This window comes from Amycolatopsis sp. CA-161197 (genome assembly GCF_050942255.1).
Classification (GTDB): domain Bacteria; phylum Actinomycetota; class Actinomycetes; order Mycobacteriales; family Pseudonocardiaceae; genus Amycolatopsis.
In genome coordinates, this window is sequence record NZ_CP192059.1 from 5,018,964 (window position 1) to 5,036,716 (window position 17,753).

18 protein-coding genes are annotated in these 17,753 nt (G+C 72.1%); 10 read left to right on the forward strand and 8 right to left on the reverse strand.

Annotated features, from left to right (window positions below; all coding sequences use genetic code 11):
• Positions 1-52: 52 nt before the first annotated feature.
• The gene (locus ACQPXB_RS23850) at positions 53-1,429 is read right to left on the reverse strand and encodes a M20 family metallopeptidase (protein ID WP_432856057.1); all 1,377 of its coding nucleotides are present in this window, start codon (positions 1,427-1,429) and stop codon (positions 53-55) included.
• A 118-nt stretch (positions 1,430-1,547) separates the two neighbouring features.
• On the opposite strand from ACQPXB_RS23850, the gene ACQPXB_RS23855 reads away from it, so the two are divergent.
• Both ACQPXB_RS23855 and ACQPXB_RS23860 read left to right on the forward strand, forming a co-directional pair.
• Positions 1,548-2,054: a SigE family RNA polymerase sigma factor gene (locus ACQPXB_RS23855; RefSeq protein ID WP_432856060.1), complete on the forward strand. Its 507-nt coding sequence runs from the start codon at positions 1,548-1,550 to the stop codon at positions 2,052-2,054.
• Complete coding sequence (locus ACQPXB_RS23860; RefSeq protein ID WP_386945831.1) at positions 2,051-2,722, forward strand: hypothetical protein; 672 nt, start codon at positions 2,051-2,053, stop codon at positions 2,720-2,722. The genes ACQPXB_RS23855 and ACQPXB_RS23860 overlap by 4 nt, the downstream gene beginning before the upstream one ends.
• 4 nt (positions 2,723-2,726) lie before the next feature.
• On the opposite strand, the gene ACQPXB_RS23865 is transcribed toward ACQPXB_RS23860, so the two are convergent.
• Positions 2,727-3,224, reverse strand: a complete 498-nt coding sequence (locus ACQPXB_RS23865) for a cupin domain-containing protein (protein ID WP_432856064.1) — start codon at positions 3,222-3,224, stop codon at positions 2,727-2,729.
• A 205-nt stretch (positions 3,225-3,429) separates the two neighbouring features.
• On the opposite strand from ACQPXB_RS23865, the gene ACQPXB_RS23870 reads away from it, so the two are divergent.
• Together ACQPXB_RS23870 and ACQPXB_RS23875 are read left to right on the forward strand one after the other, a co-directional pair.
• A complete protein-coding gene (locus ACQPXB_RS23870) occupies positions 3,430-3,855 on the forward strand; it encodes a nuclear transport factor 2 family protein (RefSeq protein ID WP_432856067.1) in 426 nt (141 codons plus the stop codon).
• Positions 3,852-4,430 carry a TetR/AcrR family transcriptional regulator gene (locus tag ACQPXB_RS23875; protein ID WP_432856070.1) on the forward strand — a complete coding sequence of 193 codons (579 nt, stop codon included), beginning with the start codon at positions 3,852-3,854 and terminating at the stop codon, positions 4,428-4,430. The genes ACQPXB_RS23870 and ACQPXB_RS23875 overlap by 4 nt, the downstream gene beginning before the upstream one ends.
• Here the strand turns inward: ACQPXB_RS23875 and ACQPXB_RS23880 are convergent.
• A complete protein-coding gene (locus ACQPXB_RS23880; protein ID WP_432856073.1) occupies positions 4,400-5,578 on the reverse strand; it encodes a hypothetical protein in 1,179 nt (392 codons plus the stop codon). The two genes, ACQPXB_RS23875 and ACQPXB_RS23880, sit on opposite strands and share 31 nt — an antisense overlap.
• Before the next feature lie 49 nt (positions 5,579-5,627).
• Complete coding sequence (lepB, locus tag ACQPXB_RS23885) at positions 5,628-6,545, reverse strand: signal peptidase I (RefSeq protein ID WP_432856076.1); 918 nt, start codon at positions 6,543-6,545, stop codon at positions 5,628-5,630.
• 145 nt (positions 6,546-6,690) lie between these two features.
• Here lepB and ACQPXB_RS23890 point away from each other — a divergent pair, with 145 nt between their 5' ends.
• Positions 6,691-7,869, forward strand: coding sequence for a cytochrome P450 (locus ACQPXB_RS23890; RefSeq protein WP_432856079.1), 1,179 nt, complete (start codon positions 6,691-6,693; stop codon positions 7,867-7,869).
• Between the two features lie 23 nt (positions 7,870-7,892).
• Positions 7,893-8,645, forward strand: a complete 753-nt coding sequence (locus tag ACQPXB_RS23895) for an SDR family NAD(P)-dependent oxidoreductase (protein WP_386945825.1) — start codon at positions 7,893-7,895, stop codon at positions 8,643-8,645.
• Positions 8,646-8,691: 46 nt separating this feature from the next.
• Here ACQPXB_RS23895 and ACQPXB_RS23900 read toward each other — a convergent pair whose 3' ends face one another.
• The 4 genes from ACQPXB_RS23900 to ACQPXB_RS23915 all read right to left on the reverse strand — a co-directional run bounded on the left by ACQPXB_RS23900 (position 8,692) and on the right by ACQPXB_RS23915 (position 13,074).
• Complete coding sequence (locus tag ACQPXB_RS23900; RefSeq protein ID WP_432856083.1) at positions 8,692-10,326, reverse strand: thiamine pyrophosphate-binding protein; 1,635 nt, start codon at positions 10,324-10,326, stop codon at positions 8,692-8,694.
• Complete coding sequence (locus ACQPXB_RS23905; RefSeq protein WP_432856086.1) at positions 10,323-11,102, reverse strand: cyclase family protein; 780 nt, start codon at positions 11,100-11,102, stop codon at positions 10,323-10,325. The genes ACQPXB_RS23900 and ACQPXB_RS23905 overlap by 4 nt, the downstream gene beginning before the upstream one ends.
• 85 nt (positions 11,103-11,187) lie before the next feature.
• Entirely contained in the window at positions 11,188-11,895 is a 708-nt protein-coding gene (locus tag ACQPXB_RS23910; protein ID WP_432856089.1) for a FadR/GntR family transcriptional regulator, read from the reverse strand.
• Between the two features lie 111 nt (positions 11,896-12,006).
• Positions 12,007-13,074 carry a 3-hydroxyisobutyryl-CoA hydrolase gene (locus tag ACQPXB_RS23915; protein ID WP_432856092.1) on the reverse strand — a complete coding sequence of 356 codons (1,068 nt, stop codon included), beginning with the start codon at positions 13,072-13,074 and terminating at the stop codon, positions 12,007-12,009.
• Between the two features lie 129 nt (positions 13,075-13,203).
• On the opposite strand from ACQPXB_RS23915, the gene ACQPXB_RS23920 reads away from it, so the two are divergent.
• Genes ACQPXB_RS23920 through ACQPXB_RS23935 form a run of 4 tightly spaced genes read left to right on the forward strand, consistent with a single transcriptional unit; the run spans position 13,204 to position 17,739 of the window.
• Entirely contained in the window at positions 13,204-13,626 is a 423-nt protein-coding gene (locus ACQPXB_RS23920; RefSeq protein WP_366586938.1) for a cobalamin B12-binding domain-containing protein, read from the forward strand.
• Positions 13,626-15,062 (forward strand): phenylacetate--CoA ligase family protein, encoded by a 1,437-nt coding sequence (locus ACQPXB_RS23925; RefSeq protein WP_432856095.1) that lies wholly within the window; start codon positions 13,626-13,628, stop codon positions 15,060-15,062. Before ACQPXB_RS23920 ends, ACQPXB_RS23925 begins: the two co-directional genes overlap by 1 nt.
• Entirely contained in the window at positions 15,059-16,027 is a 969-nt protein-coding gene (gene meaB, locus ACQPXB_RS23930) for a methylmalonyl Co-A mutase-associated GTPase MeaB (RefSeq protein WP_432856098.1), read from the forward strand. The genes ACQPXB_RS23925 and meaB overlap by 4 nt, the downstream gene beginning before the upstream one ends.
• On the forward strand, positions 16,024-17,739 hold the full coding sequence (locus ACQPXB_RS23935) for a methylmalonyl-CoA mutase family protein (RefSeq protein WP_366586931.1): 1,716 nt from the start codon (positions 16,024-16,026) through the stop codon (positions 17,737-17,739). Before meaB ends, ACQPXB_RS23935 begins: the two co-directional genes overlap by 4 nt.
• Positions 17,740-17,753: the final 14 nt, after the last annotated feature.

Sequence of the window (17,753 nt, forward strand, 5' to 3'; positions counted from 1 at the left end):
CGTGATCAAGGTCCCGGCTAGTCTCGGGCCCCGGCGAACCGGCGAGATCCGCTCAGCTGTCCTTTTCGCCCAGGTCCCAGTACAACCCGGTGATGATCGCGACGGCCTCGCGGGCCAGGGGAGCGAGCAGGTGCTCGTCGGGTGCGTGCTGCGCGCAGGCCGGGTACGAGTGGGGGAGCCAGATCGTCGGCAGGCCCAGCACTTCGGCGAACGCGTCGTTGGGGATCGTGCCGCCGAGGTTGGGCAGCAGCACGGGCGCGCTGCCCGTGGTGCGGGCGACGGAGCCGGCCGCCCAGCGCACCCAGGGGTGGCCGGGATCCGTGCGCGTCGGCGGCCGGCTTTCCGTCACGGCGACCTCGACCATCGGGAAACCGTGCTCCGACAGGTGGTTCCGCAGCGCGGGCTCGAGCCCGGCGAGGTCCGTGCCCACCACGGACCGCAGCTGCAGGGTCGCCTCGGCGCGGCCGGGGATGGCGTTCACCGGTGACGCGGGCGAGCCGGCGAGCAACGCCAGCACCTCGACGGTGTTCCAGCCGAACAGCCGTTCCGCCGGCGTGAGGTCCGGCTCGCCCCAGCCCTCGTCGACGGCCGGGTCGTCCGCGCCGCCGCCGACCGGCACGGACGCCAGCGCCTCGCGCACGGACGGCGGGACCGCCGGGGGACGCAGTGCCGGCACCAGGATCCGGCCGCGGCCGTCCACAAGGGACGCGATCGCGGCGGCCAGCGTGGTGGCCGCGTTGCGGAGCACGCCACCCCAGTTGCCGGAGTGGTGGTCGCGCGGGCGCAGGTCCGCGGTGAGCGTGAACTGCGTGACGCCGCGGGAGCCGAGGAACAGCGTCGGCAGGTCGGCCCGCACGCGTGGCCCGTCGGAGGCGATCAGCACGTCCGCGCGCAGTTCGTCGCGCAGCTCGCCGCACACCTCGACGAGGCCGGGGGAGCCGCGTTCCTCACCGGTCTCGACGAGCACGACCAGGTTGAACCCGAGCTGCCCGCGCGCCCGCAGCACCTCGCGCAGGGCGAAGAGGTTGACCGTGTGCTGGCCCTTGTTGTCGGCCGACCCGCGGCCGTACCAGCGCTCGCCCTCGGCGATCAGCGTCCACGGGTCGAGGCCTTCGCGCCAGCGGGGTGCTTCGCCGTTGACGACGTCGCCGTGGCCGTAGAGCAGCACCGTCGGCCGGTCGGCGGACTCGTGGCGCGTCGCCACCAGCAGCGGGCACTCGGGCGCCACGGGATTCTCGGCGACGCGGGTGCGGCAGCCCAGGGCTTCCAGCGCGGGGGCGAGCTCGTCGGTGAGGTACGCGCGCAGCCGCGGGTGCCCGTCGGCGAGGTTGCTCTCGGTCCGGTACGCCACGCGGCGCGCGAGCTCGGCGAAGAGCTCGCCGGAGTCGAACCGCTCCAGGGCCTGGTCGATCGTGTCCGCGCGCTGCATCGAGCACCTTCCGTCGGGGACGCCGGGTCCGTTGTAGCACCCGGCGCCGACGAAAATGGACTCAACCTTTTCGCGGTCCCGCTCGTCTGACCGGTCATGTACGCGCGCGAGGACCGGCATGGCCCGAGGTGACAGCGAGTTCGCGGACTTCGTCCGCGCGGTCTCGCCGCGGCTGCTGCACGCCGCCTACCTGCTGACCGGCGACCGGCACCAGGCTGAGGACGACGTCCAGACCGCCCTGGTGCGCACGTACACGTCGTGGCCGCGGATCCGCAAGCAGGACCCGTTCGCCTACGCGCGCAAGGTGCTGTCCAACCACGTGATCGACCGCTGGCGCCGCCCGTACCGCGAGCAGGCCACCGAGGACGTGCCCGAACGCGCCATCGAACGCGACTTCACCGCCGGCGTCGCCGACCAGGAGTGGCTGATGCGGGCCCTGGCGCCGCTGAGCCCGAGGGAACGCGCGATCGTGGTGCTGCGGCACTTCTGGGACCTGTCGGAGGCCGACGTCGCCGAGTTGAAGGTGTCGCTGGGCACCGTGAAGAGCACCAACTCGCGGGCGCTCGCGAAGATGCGCATCACGGCCGCCGACCGGCGCTCGTGCGCGGCGGGGCAGGTGTCGTGACGGATCTCGAAGCGCTGCGCGGGGTGCTCACTGAGCCGCCCGCCGTGGAGTTCTCGGCGGTCGACCTGGCCGGCGTGATGCACCGGGGACGCCGGCGCCGCCACCTGCACCGCCTTTCGGCCGCCGCGGCGACGGTGGTCGTGCTGGTCGGCGTCGTCGTGGGCGCGCAGCTGCTGCGGACGCCGGATGCACCCGCGGTGACCACGCTGGCCGTGACGGCCGCTCAGCCTGAACAACGCGCCGCGGCGCCGATCGGCGACGTGGTGGGCACGAGGATCGTGGACCCGGAAGGCGAGGTGGTGCTGTTCTTCGAGCGCACCCCGGCGCTGCCCGACAGCTCGCCGTACCAGCTCGTGCTCGGCCACCGCACGGCCGGCGGCGTCACCGCCGAGCTCGCCACCGGCTCCCGCGCGAGCTCACCCGGTTTCCACGCCCTCACCGCGGGCCGCCCGGGCCGGGACGTGCCCCTCTACGGCTACTACTCCGGCCCCGCCACTCGCATCACCGCGGACGTGAACGGCCTGATGTACGGCGCCGACACCCAGCGCGTCGACGCCTTGGCGGTCACGGTCTTCTGGTTCCCCCGCCGCGACACCACCGTCCTGGGCGGCATCACGACGTTGCCGATGAACGCGTACAGCACGGTGGGGGACTCGTTGCCCAAGTGACCGCTCAGACGGCCCGCGCCGCTTCCCAGGCCGCGCTCGCGCTGAAGTACGTGTCGTAGATTTCCTGGACCTCCAGGAGGCTTTCGGGGGCCGCCTTGCCGTACGCGATGCGCTCGAGGTGGCGGAAGTACTCGAAGCGCTCGACGCCGGGGGCGATGACGATGAGCAGGTCGGCGTCCTCGCCCGGGGCGGCGGCGAAGGCGTGGGTCAGGTTGGGCGGCACGACGACGAGGTCGCCGCGGTCGGCGGTGACGACGGTGTCGCCCGAGAGGACCTGGACGGTGCCGCCGAGGACGTAGAACAGTTCGGCCGAGCCGGGGTGGTGGTGGGGCGCCGCGCCGTTGGCGCCGTCCTTGAGTTCGACCTGGATGGTCGACAGCGCGCCGCCCGTGGCGCTGCTGTCGGCGAGCAGCTTGACGGTCGTGGGCGCGCGGCCGATGACCTCGGCGTCGCCCGACCGCACGATCACGGAGTCGTCGAAGCTGGGAATGACGATGGACATGTGAAGCCCCCAGGAAGTCCGTCGTGGGATCGCGGCGGCGCCGGATCCGCGGCGAACGTACCACGCCCGCCGCCGGCCGCGCCGCCGTGAATTTCCCCAGCGCGCCAACGGTTTTAGGTGACCGGCACACGGCACTGGCCAAGAGGAGGGGTACCTCCGTATAGTGGAGCGGAGGCACCCCTCCTCTTACTCACCGGGAGCGACCATGTCCGCACGCCAGGCCATCGAGGACCTGATCTTCACATACGCCGCCCACGTCGACTCCGGGAACTTCGCCGCGGTCGGCGAGCTGTTCGCCCACGGCACCTTCGCCGGTGGTGACCCGGCGACGGGGCGCGAAGCCGTGGAGCGGTACTTCCACGACACCCTCGTGCTCTACCCCGACGGCACCCCGCGCACCCGTCACGTCACCAGCAACGTGCGCGTCCACGTCGACGAGGCCGCCGGCACCGCCACGGCCCACAGTTACTGGACGACGCTGCAAGCCGTGCCTGGGCTGCCGCTGCAGCCCATCGCGTCGGGCCACTACGACGACCGTTTCGAACGCGCAGACTGCGGATGGCGCTTCGTCGAACGGCGGCCGCACGTGGCGCTGGCCGGGGACCTCAGCCACCACCTCAAAGCGGCGTGACCCGCCCGCAACGCGCCGACGCCCGCCGCAACCGCGAGCGGCTCGTCGCCGAGGCCAGGGCGGCGTTCCTCGCCCACGGCACGAACGCCTCGCTCGAGGAGGTCGCGCGCCGGGCCGGCGTCGGGATCGGCACGCTGTACCGCCACTTCCCGCGCCGCGAAGACCTGCTCGACGCGGTGTTCCGGGGTGAGGTGGACGCGCTGCTCGACCTCGGCCGGGAGGCGGCCCGGTCCGGTGACGCGTTCGGTGCGCTGGGCACCTGGCTGCGGGCCGTGGTCGACCGGCACCGCGCGTGGCAGGCCATCGCCGCGGCGACCGGGCCGGACCGTCCGAACGCGACACTCGCCGCGGCGCGGATTCCCGTTGAACAGGCGGGGAAAACGCTGCTCGCCCGCGCGCAAAAGGCGGGCGAGGCCCACAAGGACGCGAGGATCGCAGACCTTCTGCGCCTCGCCGGCGCCATCGGCCAGGCGGCCGACGAAACGCCGGACGACCCGAAGCTGCCGGACCGCCTGCTGCAGCTCGTGCTGGACGGGTTGCGGGCTCAGCCGCGCACGGGCAGGCGCGCGAGGTAGCGGTCGCGGGCCGTGAGGCTCGTGCCCAGGTGCCGCACGAGCGGCTCGAAGAACGAGCTGCGGTAGGTCGCGTCCGTGACCGCGCCGGCCGCGAAGTACAACGCCGAGAACGCGGCGATGAACAACGACACCTGCAGCAGCTCGTTGGCGATCGGCACCTGGATGCCGAACAGCGTGCCCGGCGACGGATCGTGCCCGACCCACGACTTGATCACCGGCGCGCGAACCGTGATCACGCCGAACGCCACGAAGAACACGAACGTGAGCACCGACAGCACCAGCGTCTGCAGGATCTGCGTGAGCAGCAGGACGAGCACCATGTTCGCCCGCTCCAGTTTGGTCAGCGGCACCCGCTCCGGCGCGGGATCGGTGCACGACGCGAACGGTGTCCCCTCCAGCGTGTCCGGCTCGGCGGGCTTCGCCACCTTCGTCAGCGACCGGACTTCGTCGGACAGCGTCGACACGAGGAACAGCACCGCCACCACCGAGAAAAGCCCGACGACGAGCCAGATCCGGTGCCGCGTCAGGTCGGCGGTCACCTGCCAGATCTCGGTGGTGAAGAAGCCGAACACGGTGAACAGCAGGAGCAGCGGCAACGCGCGGGACGTGAGGTCACCGAGGCGGGCGAGCTGGCGGAACGCGGCCCGCAGCGCCCAGCCGAGGATGGAGCCGCCGCCGAAGAACGCCGCGACGAGCAGCACCACCAGCAGCCCGAGCTGCTCCAGCACGCCGACCGGCAGCGAGTCGTGCGGCGGGGCCGCGGCGTCGACGATCGGGTTGAGCACCAGGAACACCGCGGCCACCGCGAGCGCGACGGGCGTGCCTTGCCGCGCCGGAACGCGCCGCCGGACCCAGCGCGCGGCGAGCCACGCGCCGGCCGACGGCACCACCACGTACGCGACGAGCACGCCGAGGTAGAGCAGTGCGAACCAGGTCTGGTCCATCCGGCGCGCGAACTCGTCGTCACTGCCGCCGTCGAGCACCGACGTCGCCGTGGTGAACAGCAGCCCGAGCACCACGAACACCTCGGCGGGCACGATCCGCACCAGCAGGTGCGCAGGACGTCCCCGCACCACCGACGGCAGGCCGCGCCGCCGGAACCACTGCTCGGCGGCTTCGCGGTCGTAGGGTTCGCGCGCGCTGTCCACGTCGGGTGACCTTAACGGGACCCGGGTGAACTCTCCTGGCGGAACGCGGTCAGCCGCGGCGGCGCTTGCGCAGTGCTTCGCGCGTGCGCCGGCCGAGGATCAGTGTCGGCACCGACAGCGCCGTGCCCACGCCGAGCGGCAGCCCCTGCTGCCACGCCGGCGCGCCGAGCGCCACCGGCGTCGCCGAGTCCTGCGCGTCGAAGTCGCTCACCCCGCCCCAGCGCGACGGCGGCAGGACGATGAAGCGCGCCTTGCCGATCACGTCGTCGACCGGCACCGTGCCGTTGACCCCGCCGTCGCCCTGGCAACGCGAGTCGCACGAGTCGTTGCGGTTGTCGCCCATGACCCAGAGGCTGCCCGGCGGCACCGTGACCGGGGCGAACGATTGCTGGGCCGCGTTGTTCGGGTCGGCCCAGTGGATGTAGGGCTCGTCGAGCGCCTTGCCGTCCACGATCACCCGGCCCTGCGGGTCGCAGCACTGCACCGTCTGCCCGCCGACGGCGATCACGCGCTTGACGAAGTCCTGCTCGTCCGGCGGCGCGAAGCCGACGAGCGAGCCGAGCTCGCGCAGGCCCTTCGCGAAGATGTTGCTCGGCTCCTGCGGCGCGATCTCGTGTTCGGTCCACGGACCCGGCCCCCGGAACACGATCACGTCGCCCGGCGAGGGGTCGGTGAAGTCGTAGGTGACCCGGTCGACGACCACGCGGTCGCCGAAGCAGCCCGTGCAGCCGTGCAGCGTGGTCTCCATGGACTCGGAGGGGATCATGAAGACCTTGGCGACGAACTGCTGGATCAGGATCGTGAGCACGAGGGCGATCACGATCAGGATCGGCAGTTCCTGCCAGAACGGACGTTTCTTGCGTGCCTTGCGTCCGCGACCGTCCGAACCGGACGACTCGCCCGCACCGTCCTGATCAGGACGTTCGGGGTCACTCTCGGCGGAACCGCGGGGGATGGGGTCGACCACGGGGCCAGGCTACCGACTTCCCGCGCGCCGCCGCCGCAGCGCCACCGATCACGATCGGGGTGTCGTCCCGCTGAGGGGGATCACTGGGGTTTCCCGCAGTCGCGCGCGCTTAGCGTGAAGTGATCTTGACCGGAGGGAGCCGGCGGTGGACACACCCGTGCTGAAATGCGGGAACCTGGTACTGGGCGAGCTGGATCCGGTGCTGCGCGCCGTGCGTGACACCGGTCCCGTCGCCCGCGTGCGGACGCCGGCGGGTGACGAAGCCTGGCTCGTCACCCGGCTCGCGGAGCTCAGGCAGCTGCTGCTCGACCCGCGGCTGGGCAAGACGCACCCCGATCCGGCCCGCCGGCCGCGGTACGTGCGCACGCCGATGTTCGACCTGGCGGTGTCCGACGCGGAGTCGGCCGCCGCCCGCGAACGCCACGCCGACATCCGCGCCGCCCTCGTGCCCCACTTCACCGGCCGCAAGATGCAGCGCCTGGCCGACCGGGTCGCTGCGATGGTCGACGAGCAGATCGATGTGGTGCTCGCCGCCGGGCCGCCGGCCGACCTGCACAACGACTTCTCGCTGCCGCTGTCGTTCCGGATCCTGTGCGACCTCGTCGGCGTGCCCGATCCGGACGGTTTCCTCGCCTTGCTCCTCGGCGCCGGCGAGGTCGACGCCGAACACACCGCGGCCGCGGCGCTGGACGAGCTGTACGCGTACCTGCGCGAACTCGCGCGCCGCAAGCGAAACACCCCGGGCGACGACCTCGCGTCCACGCTGTGCGAGGTGATCCCGGACGACGCCGACGTGTCGGGGCTGCTCGCGCTCGCGAGCTTCTCCTTCCTGGTGACGCCGAGCAACCTCAGCGCGGGCATCGCGCTGCTCGCCGGGCATCCCGGCGAGCGCGACCGGGTGCGGGCCGACCCGCGCCTGCTCGACACGGCCGTCGAAGAGGTGCTGCGGGTCGGCCGCGTCGCCGAGTCCTGTGTGCCGCGGTACGCGGCCGAGGACATCGCCGTGGCGGACGTCGTGATCCGCGCGGGCGACCTCGTGCTGTGCGACCACTACTCGACCGGCTTCGACGACCTCGTATTCACCGATCCCGAGCGCTTCGACGTCGGGCGCCGCCCGAATCCGCACCCGGCGTTCAGCTACGGCATGTCGCACTGCATCGGCGCGCCGCTCGCGCGCGTCGAGCTGCGCGCCGCGTATGCCGCTTTGCTGACGCGGATGCCGGACTTGCGTCTCGCCGTCCCGTTCACCGAGATCCCCATGCTGGGCACCGAACTCGGCGACCAGGTGGGCGGGTCGATCGCCTGGCTGCCGATGACCTGGTGAGCGGGCGGCCTAGACTGCCGCGCATGCCCGAAGCCCTCGTCACCGGTGCGACCGCCGGAATCGGCGCGGCGTTCGCCCGCCGGCTCGCCTCCGACGGGTTCGGCGTCGTGCTCGTCGCCCGGGACGAGGCCCGGCTCGAACGGTTCGCGAGCTCGCTGCGGGCGGACCACGGCGTGCCGGTCGAGGTCCTCGTGGCGGATCTGGCCACGGACGCCGGGATCACCCGCGTGGAAGAGCGGGTGCCGACGGTCGACCTGGTCGTGAACAATGCCGGGTTCGGGCAGCACGGTGAGTTCCTCGAGACCGAGGTGTCCGCCGAGCTGGCCATGCTGCGGGTGCACTGCGAGGCCGTTCTGCGGATCACGAAGGCGGCCTTGCCCGGCATGCTCACGCGGCGGCGCGGGGGAGTGATCAACGTGGCCTCGGTGGCGGCGTTCTTCTCGCGGGGGACCTACAGCGCGTCGAAGTCCTGGGTCGTCGTCTTCAGCGACAGCGTGCGCGAACAGGTGCGCGGCAGCGGTGTGCACGTGATGGCGCTGTGCCCCGGCTGGGTGCGCACGGAGTTCCACGAACGGTCCGGAATGGACACCGGCGGCATCCCGGACTCGCTGTGGCTGGACGGGGAAACCCTCGTCGCCGCCGCGATCCGCGACTTCCGCCGCGGCACGGCGGTGAGCATCCCCGACCTCCGCTACAAGACCGCGGCGGCGCTCGGGAAGCTGCTGCCCCGCCCGCTGATGACGCGGATCGCCGCGCGGGCGGGCAGCAAACACTGACACCGGGCCGAAAAGCTCGGCGCACCCGGGCCTCGGCGGCCGATCCTCAGTGCCCGAACGCTTCGGCGAGCCACCACGAACCACCGTCGTCGGAGACCTTCGCGTCGATCACCAGCGGCGTTTCGCGTGGACCGTCGAGCCACTTCGTCACCGCGGCCAGGTCGCCCGGCGTGCGCACGGTGACGCCGGTGCAGCCGAAGCCGCGCGCGATCGCCGCGAGGTCCGTGTCGGGGAAACGCACCGTGTCGAGGTCGGCGTCGCCGAAGTGGTGGACCTCCGCGCCGTACGCGGCGTCGTTGTAGACGATCACCACCAGCGGCAGCCGCAGCCGCACGGCCGTCTCCAGCTCGGAGATCGCCATGTGGAACCCGCCGTCGCCGGCGCCGAGCACGGGCAGCCGGTCCGGGCGCGCGAGCGCGGCGCCGATCGCCGTGCCCAGCCCGAGCCCGACGCACTGGTAGGCCTGCGTGAAGCAGAACCCGTTCTCGTCCGGCACGGACAGGTACGCGCTCGGGTAACCCATGAAGTTGCCCGAGTCGATCGACACCACACGCCGGGCGGGCAGCAGCTCGTCGAGGCGGGCGCTGAGCGTGCGCGCGTCGATGCGGCCGTCGCCGGAGTTGTCGAGGTGCGCCACGTCGTTCCAACGCACCTCGGCCGCCAGCCGTGCCGCGACCTCGGCACCGCGGTAGCCCTCGGCCTTGTGCCCGCGTGACTCCAGCAGCTCCAGCACGTCGACGGCCGTGGCCGCGACGTCGCCGACCACGCCGAGGTCGATCGGCAGGTGCGCGCCGAGCGCGGACTGCTCGCGATCCACCTGCACCAGCCGCGCCCGCGGCCCGAGCAGTTTGCCGTGGCGCGTGGTCCACATGTTCAGCGCGCAGCCCCAGCCCACGACCAGGTCCGCGTCCGCGATCAGCTCCGCGGTCAGCGGCGACGAGAAGCCGCCGCTGATCCCGAGGGACCACGGGTCGTCGTGGAAGAGGCCGTTGGCCACGGCCGAGGTCGCCAGCAGCGCGCCGGTGACGTCGGCCAGCGCCCGCAGCGCGGTGGCCTGGCCCCGGGCGCCGCGCCCGGCGATGAACACCGGGCGCCGTGCCTCGGACAGCAGCTCCGCCAGCTCGCCGGACACCGCGCTCTCCGGCCGGATCGGCGCGGGACCGGGCACCTCGGGCACTTCGCCGGGTGCCGGTGCTTCCTGTTGCTGCAGGTCGATCGGCAGGCTGAACACGACGGTCTGGTTCTCCTGCCGTGCGGTGCGGAACGCGCGGATCGTGTCGGCGAAGGCGGATTCCGCCGAATGCACGCGGTCGGCCACCGCGCCGACCGCGACGCCGAGTGCGTCCTGGTCGATCTTGAAGTTCGACAGCACGGCCGCCGCGGCAGCGTCGGCGGTGACCACGACCATCGGCGTGCGGCTCTTCGCCGCTTCGGTGATGCCGGTGATCGCGTTGGTCAGCCCGCACCCCTGGTGCAGGCTCAGCGCGGAGACCTGGCCGCTCATCCGCGCGTACGCGTCGGCCATGCTCGCCGCGCCGCCTTCGTGCCGCGCGGCGACGAAGCGCACGCCCGCCGCCCGCAGCGCGTTGGTCACCTCGAAGTTGCCGCTGCCGACCACGCCGAAGGCCATGCCGACGCCGAGGTCGGCGAGCGTGCGCCCGACGAGTTCCGCGACCTTCACGCGCCACGCTCGACGAGCGCGAACACGCGGGCCGGGCTGCCCGAACCGCCGACGATCGGCAGCGGGCCGATGACCAGCATCGCGCCGGTGGCGGGCAGGTTCGCCAGGTTGCGCAGCTGCGTCAGGCCGAACTTGCCCGCGCCGAGCAGCAGCTCGTGGCACGGGAAGGCCGGGTCGAGCCCGGGTGCCTGGCCGGCGTCGGTGCCGACGGTCTCCACGCCCAGCCCGGCGATCGGCGTCTCCTCGGCGAGCCACTTGGCGCACTCCGGCGAGATACCGGGGGTGTGCGAGCCGGACTCGTCGGCGTTGAGGAACTCGTCCTGGTCGCTTGAGTGCACGTCCCAGCCGCTGCGGTAGAGCAGCCACGCGCCGGCCGGCAGCGCGCCGTGCTCGGACTCCCATTCCCGCACGTCGTCGACCGACAGCAGGAAGTCCGGGTTGCCCTGGGCCTTCGCCGACGCGTCGAGCACCACCGCGGGCGCGACGAGCGTGCTCAGCGGCGCCTGCGAGACGTCGAGACCGTCCTTTCCGGACAGCCAGTGCACCGGCGCGTCGAAGTGGGTGCCGGTGTGCTCGCCGGTGTGGATGTCGTTCCAGTACCAGCGCGGGCCGCGCTCGTCGTAGCGGCTGATCTCCTCGAGCCGGAACGGGATCGTGTTCGCGAACGGCTCGGGCAGCTGCAGGATCGGGGTGCTCGAGGTCAGGGGAGCGGTGAGGTCCACGACCTCGATGCCACCCCCGGTGATCGCCGCGCTCAGCTCGGCCAGCAACGACATGCGTCCTCCAGTGCTCGACGGTGAACTGCCCATCCGTGAAACCTGGGGGAGACCCTATGCCCCGCAAGGGGTTCCGGGGAACCGCTCAGCCGGCCCGCAGGCCGTAGAAGCCGGCGATGTGCCGTGTCACCTCGGCCGACGCGCGGTCCGGGTCGCCGGTTTCGATCGCGTCGAGGATCCACGTGTGCTCGGTCGCGAGCCGGCGCGCCGTGGCGGGCCAGTCGGCCGTCCGCGCGTAGCCGGCGATCATCTCGTCGCCGACGGCGTCGCCGAGCGAGGCGAGCAGCACGGCGGCGAGGTCGTTGTGCGCGGCGCGGGCGAGGCCGAGGTGGAAACCGGAGTCGAGCTCGCGGAACCGTGCCCGGGTCACGCCGGGCCGGCCCATCTCGCCGGTGACCTCCCGCAGCTGGTCGAGGTCCTCCTGCGCCGCGCCCCGGGCCGCCCGGGCCGCGGACGAGCGTTCCAGTTCGAGGCGGATGGACATGAGGTCGCCGGTGGCGAACCGCGACAGCGACAGGTGCAGCCGCAGCAGCTTGTGCAGCGCGCCGCTCGGTTCGCCGGCCACGACCGCGGCCGCGCTACCCGTGTCGGCCGGTTCGAGCACGCCCGCCGCCTCGAGAGCGCGGACTCCTTCGCGCACGTGCGAGGGCCCGACGCCGAGCGCCCGTGCCAGGTCGCGTTCGGCGGGCAGCGGGTCGCCCGCGCCCAGCCGCGCGGTGACGATCCAGTCCTGGATCCCCGCCAGCGCCTGGCCTGGTGACCCGAGGTACCGCACGTTGTCCGGTTGGCCCATCGATCGGACCGCCTCCTCGACCGCGTTGTCGGACTGTCGGCACGTGCTTCCCGCACTGCTCCCGATCCACCGCAGCCTAAGACAGCGGTGGTCGGACCACAATGTGGACTGCTACGGATGGAGCAGGTGATCGGGCTCGGGCAGGTCCAGCTCGTCGGCCAGCGGCGCGAAGAACGCCTCGACGGAATCGTCGTCCACCTCGGCGAGGGCGCCCGGGCGCCAGCGCGGTGCGCGGTCCTTGTCGAGGATCGCCGCCCGGATGCCCTCGGCCAGGTCGGGATGCGCGAGGAACCGGCTGCAGAGGCGGAAGTCCTGGCGCAGGCATTCCTCGATCGTGCTCATGGCGCGGGCCTGGCGCACCGCCCGCAGCGTCACCTTGAGCGCCGTCGGGGCGGCCGCGGTGATCGCGGCGACAGCCTCGCGGGGCCCCGGCTCGTCGATGGCGTCGAGGCGGTACAGCACGTCTTCGACGGTCCTCGCGCCGCCGTACGCGTGGTCGATCCAGCACCGCGCGGCCGCGAGCGGCGCCGGCCCGGGATCCTCGGCGTACTTCGCCACGGCCGGTTCGGGTGCCGCACCGGCGGCGAGATCGTCGACGAGCGCGGCCAGCCGACCGGCGGGTACGCGGTGGTCGGCGAGTCCACAGTGGACCGCGTCGCCGGGGCCCACCCGGCCCGCCGTCAGGGCGAGGTGCGGGCCGAGCTCCCCGGGTGCGCGGGCGAGCAGGAGCGCGCCGCCGACGTCGGGCGCGAGGCCGATGGCGACCTCCGGCATCGCGAGCACCGAGCGTTCGGTGACGACCCGGACCGCCGCGTGCGCGCCGATCCCGATCCCGCCGCCCATGGTGATGCCGTCCATGAGCGCGACGACGGGTTTCGGGTAGCGCGCGAGGCGGGCGTCGAGCCGGTACTCCTCGCGCCACAGCGTCAGCGCGACCGCCGGATCGCCGACGGCCGACGAATGGACCACGCCGATGTCGCCGCCCGCGCAGAACGCCCGGTCGCCGGCGCCGTCGAGCACGACGGCGGTCACGGCCGGGTCCGACTCCCACTCGTCGAGGGCGGTCAGCATCGCCCGGATCATGGGCAGGTCCAGCGCGTTCAGTGCCTCCGGACGGTTCACGGTCAGCCGGCCGACCGCCCCCTGTCTGCGGGCCGAAACGGTGCTCACGTCGGTCACTACCGCCTTCCTGCGGCCGGGTGGTGCTGGCTCCCAGGGTTGCACATTCCGTACGCTCACTTCTATGGTCAGACCACATGCAAGGCAAGACCAGTTGTAGTTCAGGTCGTGGAACGAGGTGTGGACACGGTGGGTGAGAGCGGTGGCGAACCGATCCGGGTGATGCTGGCCAAGATCGGGCTGGACGGCCACGACCGGGGTGTGAAGGTCGTCGCGCGGACCCTGCGCGACGCGGGCATGGAGGTGATCTACACCGGCCTGCACCGCAGCCCCGAGCAGGTGCTGGAAGCGGCCGTGCAGGAGGACGTCGACGTGCTCGGCGTCAGCCTGCTCTCCGGCGCCCACCTGCCGATCTTCACCCGCATCTTCGAGCTGATCGACGCGATGCCCGACCGGCCCGGTTTCGCGATCGTCGCCGGCGGCGTGATGCCGGACGAGGACGAGGAGACGCTCAAGAAAATGGGCGTCGCCGAGGTGCTCGGCCAGGACACCACTCCGGAGACGATCGTCGAGCGCATCCGCGCGCTGGCCGGCGTCGCAGAGGAGGCGTGATGGACCCGATGGACTCCGGCCACGGAACCTCGATGGAGCAGTGGAGCTGGCCGCCGCGCTACGACGAGACCTACCGCCCGCCGTCCGGGCAGCAGCACTGGTTCCCGCGGCGGGAGACGATGCCCGCGGCCGACCGCGACGAGGCGATCCTGGCCCGCATCCGCGAGGTGATGGCCTACGCGTGGGACCACGCGCCGTTCTACCGGCGCAAGTGGGAGGAGGCGGGGATCCACCCGTCGGCCATCCGCGACCTGTCGGACTTCGAGAAGGTTCCCGTGGTGCGCAAGGAAGAGCTGCGCGCCGACCAGGCGGCCCACGAGCCGTTCGGCAGCTACCTCGCCGTGGATCCGGGCGAGGTCAAGCACGTGAACGGCACGTCGGGCACCACCGGCCGCCCGACCGCGTTCGGCATCGGCGAGCGCGACTGGCGCAGCGTCGCCAACGCCCACGCCCGCGTGATGTGGGGGATGGGCATCCGCGAAACCGACACCGTGCTCGTGGCCTCGCCGTTGAGCCTGTACTGGGGTTCCTGGGGCGCCTACATCGGCGCGGAGCGCCTCGGCGCGCGGGTGTTCCCGTTCGGCGCCGGCACGCCCGGGCAGACCGCCCGCACGGTCATGTGGATGAAGCAGATGGGCGTGACCGTGTTCTACGGGACGCCGTCGTACGCCCTGCACCTGGCCGAGGTCGCCGCCGACGAGGGCGTGGACCCGGCGGATCTGGGGCTGCGCAAGCTGTTCTTCTCCGGCGAACCCGGTGCCAGCGTGCCGACGATCCGCGGCCGGATCGAAGCGGCGTTCGACGCGGAGGTGTACGACTCGGGCAGCATGGCCGAGGTCAGCCCGTGGATGCACCTGGGTGCCGCGAACCACGAGCCGGGTGTGTTCGCCTGGCAGGACCTCGTCTACACCGAGGTGTGCGACCCGGTCGACCACCACCGGGTGGACTACGGCCGCGAGGGAACCCCCGTGTACACCACGCTGGAGCGCACCAGCCAGCCGATGATCCGGCTGCTGTCGAACGACCTCACGCGCTGGGAAGCGCCCTCGGCCGACCGCGGCCGCACCTACCCGTTCCTGCCGCAGGGCATCTACGGGCGCATCGACGACATGTTCACCGTGCGCGGCGAGAACGTGTACCCGAGCGCGATCGACGACGTGGTGATGGCCGCCGAGGGCTACGGCGGAGAGCACCGCATCGTGATCAGCCGCAAGTCCACGATGGACACCCTCGCCGTGCAGGTGGAGCACCGCGGCGTCGCGGAGTCCACTCTGGACGGCTGGGCCCGCGCGATCGAGGACAAGCTGCGGCGCGCGCTCGGCGTCGGCGCGCACGTGGTGCCGGTGGAGTACAAGACGTTCGACCGCACCGAGTTCAAGGCGCGGCGGGTGATCGACGACCGCGACCTGCTGCGCCGCCTCGGAAGTGGGTCGTGAAGACCCCGGCCGACGTGGTGGGCCGGGTGCTCGCGGGGGAGCACCCGGCCATCGCGCGGATGCTCACCTTCGTGGAGCGGCGCACCACTGGCGTCGACGAGGCGCTCGCCGAGCTGCACGGCAAGGCGGGCAACGCCCACGTGCTCGGCCTCACCGGGCCGCCGGGCAGCGGCAAGAGCACCCTGGTCAAGGCGCTGACCGAGCACTACCGCGACCACGGCAAGACGGTCGGCGTGCTGGCGGTGGACCCGTCCAGCGTGTTCAGCGGCGGCGCGATCCTGGGCGACCGCATCCGGATGACCGGCCTCGCGGGGGACGAGGGCGTGTTCATCCGCTCCGTCGCCACCCGGGGCGCCCTCGGCGGCCTCTCGCGCGCCACGCTCGACGCGATCACCGTGCTCGACGCAGCCGGGAAGGACGTGGTGGTGCTCGAGACCGTCGGCGTCGGGCAGGCCGAAGTCGACGTGATCAGCGCGGCCCAGACCGTGGCCGTGGTGAGCGTGCCGGGCATGGGCGACGACGTGCAGGCGATCAAGGCCGGCCTGCTGGAGATCGCCGACGTGCACGTGGTGAACAAGGCCGACCGCGAAGGCGCGGCCAAGACCGTGGCCGAGCTGCGCGACATGCTCCGGCTCTCGCACCGCAAGCCGCACCAGTGGAACGTGCCGATCCAGCAGACCGTCGCCGCCACCGGCGACGGGGTGCCCGAGCTCGCCGAGCGGTTCGCCGCGCACCTGGCGTGGATGACCGAGCACGGCGAACGCGAGCGCCGCGCCCGGCGCAACAGCGCGACCCGCATCCGGTGGGTCGCCGAACAGCTCGTGCTCGACGGGCTGCGCCCCGGCGTCCCCGCGTTCGACCGGGCGGTGGACGACGTGACCGCGCGGCGCGAGGACCCGCTTTCCGCCGCGCGCCGCCTGGTCGGGCGGCCGGGTGTGACGACTGACGAGGAGGAACTGTGGTGAACGAGCACGACCCGGCCCCGGCGGAACGGGCACTGACGACCGAGGCGCTCGTCGAGGCGGTCACGCGCGAGCTCGCCGGCTGGGAGGGCGACGAGCTCGCGGCGTTCGTCAACCGCCAGCCCGAATCGCGCGAGGTCTACCGCTCCGGCAGCGGCATGGAGGTGCAGCGCGTCTACACCCCCGCCGACCTGCCCGACGACTGGCAGGACATCGGCCTGCCCGGCCGCTACCCGTACACGCGCGGCCCGTACCCGACGATGTACCGCGGCCGCACCTGGACCATGCGCCAGATCGCGGGCTTCGGCCAGGCCGAGGAGACGAACAAGCGGTTCCAGTACCTCATCGCGCAGGGCCAGACCGGCCTGTCCGTCGACTTCGACATGCCGACGCTGATGGGCCTGGACAGCGACGACCCGATGAGCCTCGGCGAGGTCGGCCGCGAGGGCGTCGCGATCGACACGTTGCCCGACATGGAGGCGCTGTTCGACGGGATCGACCTCGAGAAGATCAGCGTGTCGATGACGATCAACCCGTCGGCGTGGATCCTGCTCGCGATGTACGTCGCTGTGGCCGAGCAGCGCGGCTACGACCTCAACAAGCTCTCGGGGACGATCCAGAACGACATCCTCAAGGAGTACGTGGCGCAGAAGGAGTGGGTGTTCCCGGTCCGGCCGAGCATGCGGATCGTGCGTGACACGGTGGTCTACGCCAGCGAACACATGGCGCGCTACAACCCCGTCAACATCTCCGGCTACCACATCAGCGAGGCCGGGGCGAACGCGCTGCAGGAGATCGCGTTCACGATGGCGATCACGAAGGCCTACGTGGAGGACGTCGTCGCCACCGGGGTCGATGTGGACCAGTTCGCCTCGCGGCTGTCGTTCTTCTTCGTGAGCCAGGCCGACCTGTTCGAGGAGGTCGCGAAGTTCCGCGCGGTGCGGCGGTTCTACGCGAAGATGATGAAGGAGACCTTCGGCGCCCAGAACCCGCAGTCGATGCGGCTGCGGTTCCACGCGCAGACGGCGGCGGCCACGCTGACGAAACCCCAGCCGCTCAACAACATCATCCGCACCGCGCTGCAGGCGCTCTCGGCCGTGCTCGGCGGTGCGCAGTCGTTGCACACCAACGGTCTCGACGAGGCCTACACGATCCCGAGCGAGCAGGCGATGAAGGTCGCGCTGCGCACGCAGCAGATCATCGCCGACGAAACCGGCGTCACCAGCGTGATCGACCCGCTCGGCGGCTCGTACTACGTGGAGAACCTCACCGATCGCCTCGAACAGGGCATCCACGACTACTTCACGAAGATCGAGGAGCTCGGCGGTGTGGTCGCCGCGATCGAGCAGGGCTTCTTCCAGCGCGAGATCTCCGACACCGCCTACGACTACGCGCGCCGCAAGGCCAGCGGCGACCGGCCCGTGATCGGCGTCAACAAGTACGTCGACGAAGGCGAAGGCGAGAAGATCGAGACCCACAAGCTCGACCCGGAGTCCGAAGCCCGGCAGCTCTCGCGCCTCAAGCAGGTGCGGGCCGACCGGGACCAAGACCGGGCGAAGGCGGCGATGGAGCACCTGCTCGCCGTGGCGGCCGATCCGGCGGCGAACCTGATGCCCGCCACGATCGAGGCCGTGAAGGCACACCTGTCCATGGGAGAGATCACCGGCGCGTTGCGTGATGTCTTCGGCTCCTACACCGAGACCCCGGTGTTCTGACGAGCCCAGCCCCA